Source organism: Streptomyces sp. NPDC058335 (assembly GCF_042723915.1).
Taxonomy (GTDB): domain Bacteria; phylum Actinomycetota; class Actinomycetes; order Streptomycetales; family Streptomycetaceae; genus Streptomyces.
In genome coordinates, this window is the sequence record NZ_JBHXHX010000001.1 from 252556 (window position 1) to 259457 (window position 6902).

The window sequence follows — 6902 nt, forward strand, 5'->3', positions numbered from 1 at the left end:
GCGGGGATCAGCCCCTGAGCTGCTCGTAGGCCGGCAGAGTGAGGAAGTCGGCGTAGTCCTCGTCGAGGGCGACCGTCAGCAGCAGGTCGTGGGCCTGCTGCCAGTGGCCGGCCGCGAAAGCCTCCTCACCGGTCTCCGCGCGGACGGCGGCCAGTTCCGCGGCGGCGACCTCGCGGACCAGCTCCGGCGTCACCTTCACCGTCGTACCGTCGCGTTCCACCTCGACGCCCGCGTTGATCCACTGCCAGATCTGCGAGCGCGAGATCTCGGCGGTGGCCGCGTCCTCCATCAGGTTGAAGATGGCGACCGCACCCAGCCCGCGCAGCCACGCCTCGATGTAACGGATGCCCACCTGCACGGCGTTGACGAGACCGGCGTACGTCGGCCGCGCCTCCAGCGAGTCCACGGCGAGCAGGTCGGCGGCCTTGACGTCGACGTCCTCGCGCAGCCGGTCCTTCTGGTGGGGCCGGTCACCGAGGACCCGGTCGAAGGACTCCATGGCGATCGGCACCAGGTCGGGGTGGGCGACCCAGGAACCGTCGAAGCCGTCACCGGCCTCCCGGTCCTTGTCGGCCCGCACCTTCTCGAAGGCGACCTTGTTGACCTCGGCGTCCCGGCGCGAGGGGATGAAGGCCGCCATGCCGCCGATGGCGTGGGCGCCACGCTTGTGGCAGGTGCGCACGAGGAGTTCGGTGTACGCGCGCATGAACGGGGCGGTCATCGTCACCGCGTTGCGGTCCGGCAGCACGAACTTGGCGCCGCCGTCACGGAAGTTCTTCACGATGGAGAACAGGTAGTCCCAGCGGCCCGCGTTCAACCCCGAGGCGTGGTCGCGGAGTTCGTAGAGGATCTCCTCCATCTCGTACGCGGCGGTGATCGTCTCGATGAGGACGGTCGCGCGCACGCTGCCCTGCGGGACGCCGACACGGTCCTGTGCGAACACGAACACGTCGTTCCACAGGCGGGCTTCGAGGTGCGACTCGGTCTTGGGGAGGTAGAAGTACGGTCCCTTGCCGAGGTCGAGCAGCCGCCGGGCGTTGTGGAAGAAGTACAGGCCGAAGTCGACGAGGGCGCCGGGGACCGCCCGGCCGTCGACCCGGAGGTGGCGCTCGTCCAGGTGCCAGCCGCGCGGACGCATGACGACGGTCGCCAGTTCCTCCGCCGGGCGCAGGGCGTACGACTTGCCGGACCTCGGGTCGGTGAAGTCGATGTTCCCGGTGTACGCGTCGATCAGGTTGAGCTGGCCGACGACGACGTTCTCCCAGGTCGGCGCGGAGGCGTCCTCGAAGTCGGCGAGCCAGACCTTCGCGCCCGAGTTGAGGGCGTTGACGGTCATCCTGCGGTCGGTGGGGCCGGTGATCTCCACCCGGCGGTCGTCGAGCGCGGCGGGCGCGGGGGCGACCTTCCAGGAGTCGTCGGCGCGGATCGCGGCGGTCTCCGGGAGGAAGTCGAGCGTGCAGGTGCGGGCGATCTCGGCGCGGCGCTCCGCACGGCGGGCGAGGAGTTCGTCACGGCGCGGCGTGAACCGGCGGTGCAGCTCGGCCACGAAGGCGAGGGCCGCGTCGGTGAGGACCTCGTCCTGCCGGGGCAGGGGCTCGGCGTCGACGACGGCCGCCGGGGACGGCACGGATGCGGACATGAGCTGTCACTTCCTTCAGCGAGCGTGGCACCGGGTGCCGGACGACCCGGGTGGGGCGGAGAGCGCTCGGAAAGCCACCGAACGCTTCTGAGCAGTGGATTCTAGTTTCCTCATCGTGGAAGTTCAATGGTTTGTTGATGTCGAGATTCTCCGGGTCGAGGGAAGGTGGCTCTCCGTGCCACCCCGTTCACTCAAGGTGGACCAGATCGTCCACGGTGTCGATGTCGTACGGCCGGGCCACGTCCCCGCACTCCACCAGCCGGATCTCCTCCTCGTGCGCCTTCAGGTAGTCGCGTGCCCCCCGGTCGCCGGTCGCGGTCGCCGCGACACCGGCCCAGTGGGCGGCCCCGAGCAGCACCGGGTGCCCGCGCTTCCCGTCGTAGGCGGCGGACGCCAGCGACGACTCGTCCTCGTGGGCGGCGAGCACCCGCGCCAGCGCCCGTTCCCCGATGCCCGGCTGGTCGACCAGCGAGACCAGCGCGGCCCGCGCCCCCGTCCCGGCCAGCGAGTCCAGACCGGCCCGCAGCGAACCGCCCATGCCGCGCTCCCACTCCGGATTCACCACCAGCACGCACCCCTCGAGACGCGCCCGCTCCCGTACGGCGTCGGCGGCGGCCCCCAGGACCACGTGCACGCGCGGGCAGCCGGCCGCGCGCAGCGCCTCCACCGCGTGTTCGACGAGCGGGCGCCCCCGGTGCGTCAACAGCGCCTTGGGGCGTCCGCCGAGGCGCCGCCCCCCGCCCGCGGCGAGGAGCAGTCCGGCGACCTGGTCTTCCGTGTGCGTCATGTGTTCTGCATACCTGACGGGGCGGCGGCCGGGGCGGTGTCGAAGGGCTGAATTTCGGTCCCCGGTGTGGCGGAGCGACCGCCGGGTGGCGTTTACTGGCCCGCGTCCTCACGGCGCCTGACCACCGTCACGGGGGCGCTACGTACGTACGGACGAGCACGTGCGAGGGGGGAGAAGCTGTGTTGCGGAGCTTGGGACAGAGGCCAGTGACCGGCAGCGACGAGGACCCGAGGGTGGCGGAACTGCGGACCGCGGTGTCCCGGCTGCGCCGCGAACTCGCCGCGCACCCGGCCGAGTTCCCGGACCGGGTCATCGCCGAGGACGAACTCGCCGCACTCGCCGCGATGGCTGCCCACGGGATCCCGGAGATCCCCCGGCTGCGCCGCTCCCTGCTGCTGATCGCGGGCGCGATCGGTTCGGTGAGCGCGCTGGCGCGGGGGTTGTCGGAGGTGCGGAGCGCGGTGGAGCTGTTCGGGGAGCCGCGGCGGAGGTGACGGGCCGCCGGCCGGGCACGGACACGGCCCGGCTCAGGCGGTCGTACCGCCCGGGTTCGCCAGGACCTCGGACAGTTCCACGGCCACCTGCTGGAGCACCGGCACGATCTTCCCGGTGGCGGACTCGGTGACGCGGCCCGCGGGGCCGGAGATCGAAATGGCCGCCGCGGTGGGGGAGTCGGGCACCGAGACCGCGAGGCAGCGCACGCCGATCTCCTGCTCGCTGTCGTCGACCGCGTAACCGGCGTCGCGGACCTCGTCCAGGGCCGCCAGGAAGCCCTCCGGGGTGGTGATCGTCCTGTCCGTCGCGGCGGGCATGCCGGTGCGGGCGAGCAGCGCGCGCACCTCGGCGTCCGGGAAGCCCGCGAGGAGTGCCTTGCCCACGCCCGTGGAGTGCGGCAGGACACGACGGCCGACCTCGGTGAACATCCGCATCGAGTGCTTCGACGGCACCTGCGCCACATACACGATCTCGTCGCCGTCCAGGAGCGCCATGTTCGCCGTCTCGCCGGTCTCCTCGACCAGCCGGGCCAGATAAGGGCGGGCCCAGGTGCCGAGCAGTCGCGCGGAGGACTCGCCGAGGCGGATCAGCCGCGGGCCGAGCGCGTACCGGCGGTTGGACTGCTGGCGGACGTACCCGCAGGCGACCAGGGTGCGCATCAGGCGGTGGATCGTCGGCAGCGGGAGCCCGCTGCTCGCGGACAGTTCGCTGAGGCCGACCTCCCCGCCCGCGTCCGCCATCCGCTCCAGCAGGTCGAAGGCGCGCTCGAGGGACTGGACCCCGCCGCTGCTGGACTTGGCGGAGTCGGTGGTGCTGGCGCTGGACGTCGGCACGGGCGCGTTCCTTTCGAAACCGGCGGGAAGGGCTGAAGCCTACCCGGCGGTCGGTTGACTCCCCGCTGGTGCGTAGCTACGTTCTGCTTGCCGGAATGATAATTCCGTCTTGTGGAAACGTCCAGAGTGGCGGCGGTGGGTGCACTGTGGAGAAGTGTGCCCTTGACGGCGCGGTGGCCGGGAGTGAAGACTCCTTCAACAGAACGTTGAATTTCGTTACGTGGAGGTTGCGCGGGGGTGCGCCCCGGAGCGCTTCCCCGGCCGCCTCCGTTTCCCGGAAGTAAACGGCGGCAGAGAGGGGTTCGGGTGTCCGACGCTGAACTGGTGCTGCGCTCGACGCGCGTCATCACTCCGGAAGGGACACGCGCCGCCTCGGTCGCGGTGTCCGCCGGCACGATCACGGCCGTACTCCCCTACGACGCCGCCGTACCGTCCGGCGCCCGCCTGGAGGACCTCGGCGACGACGTCCTGCTGCCCGGCCTCGTGGACACGCACGTGCACGTCAACGACCCCGGCCGCACCGAGTGGGAGGGCTTCTGGACCGCCACCCGGGCGGCGGCCGCCGGAGGCATCACCACCCTCGTCGACATGCCCCTCAACTCCCTCCCGCCGACCACGACGGCCGACCACCTGCGCACCAAGCAGCGGGTGGCCGCCGACAAGGCGCACATCGACGTCGGCTTCTGGGGCGGCGCCCTGCCCGACAACGTCAAGGATCTGCGCCCCCTGCACGAAGCCGGCGTCTTCGGCTTCAAGGCCTTCCTCTCCCCGTCCGGCGTGGACGAGTTCCCGCACCTCGACCAGGACCGCCTCGCCCGGTCCCTGGCCGAGATCGCCGGATTCGACGGCCTGCTCATCGTGCACGCCGAGGACCCGCACCACCTCGAATCCGCCCCCCAGCAGGGCGGACCCAAGTACGCCGACTTCCTCGCCAGCCGCCCGCGCGACGCCGAGGACACCGCCGTCGCGACCCTGATCGCCCAGGCGAAACGCCTCCACGCGCGCGTGCACGTCCTGCACCTCTCCTCCAGCGACGCGCTCCCGCTGATCGCCGACGCCAAGGCCGAGGGCGTACGCATCACGGTCGAGACCTGCCCGCACTACCTCACCCTCACCGCCGAGGAAGTACCCGACGGCGCCAGCGAGTTCAAGTGCTGCCCGCCCATCCGCGAGGCCGCCAACCAGGACCTCCTGTGGCAGGCGCTGGCCGACGGCACCATCGACTGCGTGGTCACCGACCACTCCCCGTCCACCGCCGACCTCAAGACCGGCGACTTCGCCACCGCCTGGGGCGGCATCTCCGGCCTGCAACTCAGCCTCGCGGCCGTCTGGACGGAGGCCCGCAGGCGCGGCCACGGCCTGGAGGACGTCGTCCGCTGGATGTCGACGCGCACGGCGGCACTCGTCGGCCTCGACCGCAAGGGCGCCATCGAAGCGGGCCGCGACGCCGACTTCGCGGTCCTGGCACCCGACGAGACCTTCACCGTCGACCCGGCCGCCCTCCAGCACCGCAACCGGGTCACCGCCTACGCCGGCAGAACCCTGCACGGCGTCGTGAGGTCCACCTGGCTGCGCGGCGAACGCATCGTCGCCGACGGCGAGTTCACCGCTCCCAGGGGCCGGCTCCTCACCCGCGCCCACTGACCCCACCCCGCACCCGCCCGCACGCGGCCGACTCCCGAAAGGAACCCCTGATCACCGTGACGGCGCAGCATCCCTCTCTGTCGGCCGGCTTCACCGGCGACGCGAACCCCTACGGCGGCGGCGACCCGTACGCGGACTTCCGCACCGCCGACTTCCCCTTCACCTCGTACGCCAACCTCGCCGACCGGCAGCTGGGCGCCGCCGTCATCGCCGCCAACGACGAGTTCTTCGCCCAGCGGGAGAACCTGCTGCTGCCCGGTCCCGCCGAGTTCGACCCCGAGCACTTCGGGCACAAGGGCAAGATCATGGACGGCTGGGAGACCCGCCGCCGCCGGGGCGTCTCCGCCGACCACCCGTGGCCGACGGCCGACGACCACGACTGGGCGCTCGTCCGGCTCGGCGCGCCCGGCGTGATCCGCGGCATCGTCGTCGACACGGCCCACTTCCGCGGCAACTACCCGCAGGCGGTGTCGGTCGAGGGCATCTCGGTACCGGGCTCGCCGTCGCCCGAGACCCTCCTCGGGGACGACGTGAAGTGGACGACGCTCGTCCCGCGCACCCCCGTCGGCGGCCACGCGGCGAACGGCTTCGCCGTCTCCGTCGAACAGCGCTTCACGCACCTGCGGGTCAACCAGCACCCCGACGGCGGCATCGCCCGGCTGCGCGTGTACGGCGAGGTCGTCCCGGACCCCGCCTGGCTGGCCGTCCTCGGCACCTTCGACGTCGTCGCCCTGGAGAACGGCGGGCAGGCCGAGGACGCCTCCAACCTCTTCTACTCGCCGGCCGGCAACACCATCCAGCCGGGACGCTCCCGCAAGATGGACGACGGCTGGGAGACGCGGCGGCGCCGGGACCAGGGCAACGACTGGATCCGGTACCGGCTGGCGGCCCAGGCCGAGATCCGGGCGCTGGAGATCGACACGGCGTATCTGAAGGGCAACAGCGCGGGGTGGGCGGCGGTGTCCGTGCGGGACGGTGAGGAGGGGGAGTGGCGGGAGATCCTGCCGCGCACGCCCCTCCAGCCGGACACGAACCATCGCTTCGTGCTGTCCGCCCCGGCGGTGGGTACGCACGCGCGCGTGGACATCTACCCGGACGGGGGCATCTCGCGGCTGCGGCTCATAGGCTCCCTGACGGAGGAGGGGGCGGGCGCCCTCCGGGCGCGGCACCAGGAACTGGGCGGCTGAGCGGGGCGTGCCGGGGGGGGCTCCGCCCCAGGACCCCCTGGCCTGTGCCCAGCCTGCCCCACGCTCGGCTTCGCTCGGGCGGGGGCGCTCCCGTCCCGGCTCGGTGCGACACATTGCGGGCCGGAAGCGGGTCCGGGGGCGGGGCCTCCAGCTCACGCCGCGTGGCCTGGGGCGGGGCCCTCAGTTCACGCCGCGTGAGCTGGGGGGCTCCGCCCGAAGACGCCCTGGCCTGTGCCCAGCCTGCCCCACGCTCGGCTTCGCTCGGGCGGGGGCGCTCCCGTCCCGGCTCGGTGCGACACATTGCGGGCCGGAAGCGG

Annotated in this window: 6 protein-coding genes; 3 read left to right on the forward strand and 3 right to left on the reverse strand. The window is 72.4% G+C overall.

Annotated elements, in window-relative coordinates; all coding sequences use genetic code 11:
- Positions 1–7: 7 nt before the first annotated feature.
- Positions 8–1639 (reverse strand): malate synthase A, encoded by a 1632-nt coding sequence (gene aceB, locus ACFWJX_RS01130; RefSeq protein WP_383234926.1) that lies wholly within the window; start codon positions 1637–1639, stop codon positions 8–10.
- 187 nt (positions 1640–1826) lie between these two features.
- Positions 1827–2426 carry an NTP transferase domain-containing protein gene (locus ACFWJX_RS01135; protein WP_383234929.1) on the reverse strand — a complete coding sequence of 200 codons (600 nt, stop codon included), beginning with the start codon at positions 2424–2426 and terminating at the stop codon, positions 1827–1829.
- A gap of 179 nt (positions 2427–2605) precedes the next feature.
- Between ACFWJX_RS01135 and ACFWJX_RS01140 the strand changes: the two genes are divergently transcribed.
- Positions 2606–2920, forward strand: a complete 315-nt coding sequence (locus tag ACFWJX_RS01140) for a DUF5955 family protein (protein ID WP_383234931.1) — start codon at positions 2606–2608, stop codon at positions 2918–2920.
- 33 nt (positions 2921–2953) lie between these two features.
- Here the strand turns inward: ACFWJX_RS01140 and ACFWJX_RS01145 are convergent, their stop codons facing one another.
- A complete protein-coding gene (locus ACFWJX_RS01145) occupies positions 2954–3754 on the reverse strand; it encodes an IclR family transcriptional regulator (RefSeq protein ID WP_383234934.1) in 801 nt (266 codons plus the stop codon).
- A gap of 306 nt (positions 3755–4060) precedes the next feature.
- On the opposite strand from ACFWJX_RS01145, the gene allB reads away from it, so the two are divergent.
- Positions 4061–5398, forward strand: coding sequence for an allantoinase AllB (gene allB, locus ACFWJX_RS01150; RefSeq protein WP_383234937.1), 1338 nt, complete (start codon positions 4061–4063; stop codon positions 5396–5398).
- A gap of 47 nt (positions 5399–5445) precedes the next feature.
- Entirely contained in the window at positions 5446–6585 is a 1140-nt protein-coding gene (alc, locus tag ACFWJX_RS01155) for an allantoicase (RefSeq protein ID WP_383235903.1), read from the forward strand.
- The last annotated feature ends 317 nt before the right edge of the window (positions 6586–6902 follow it).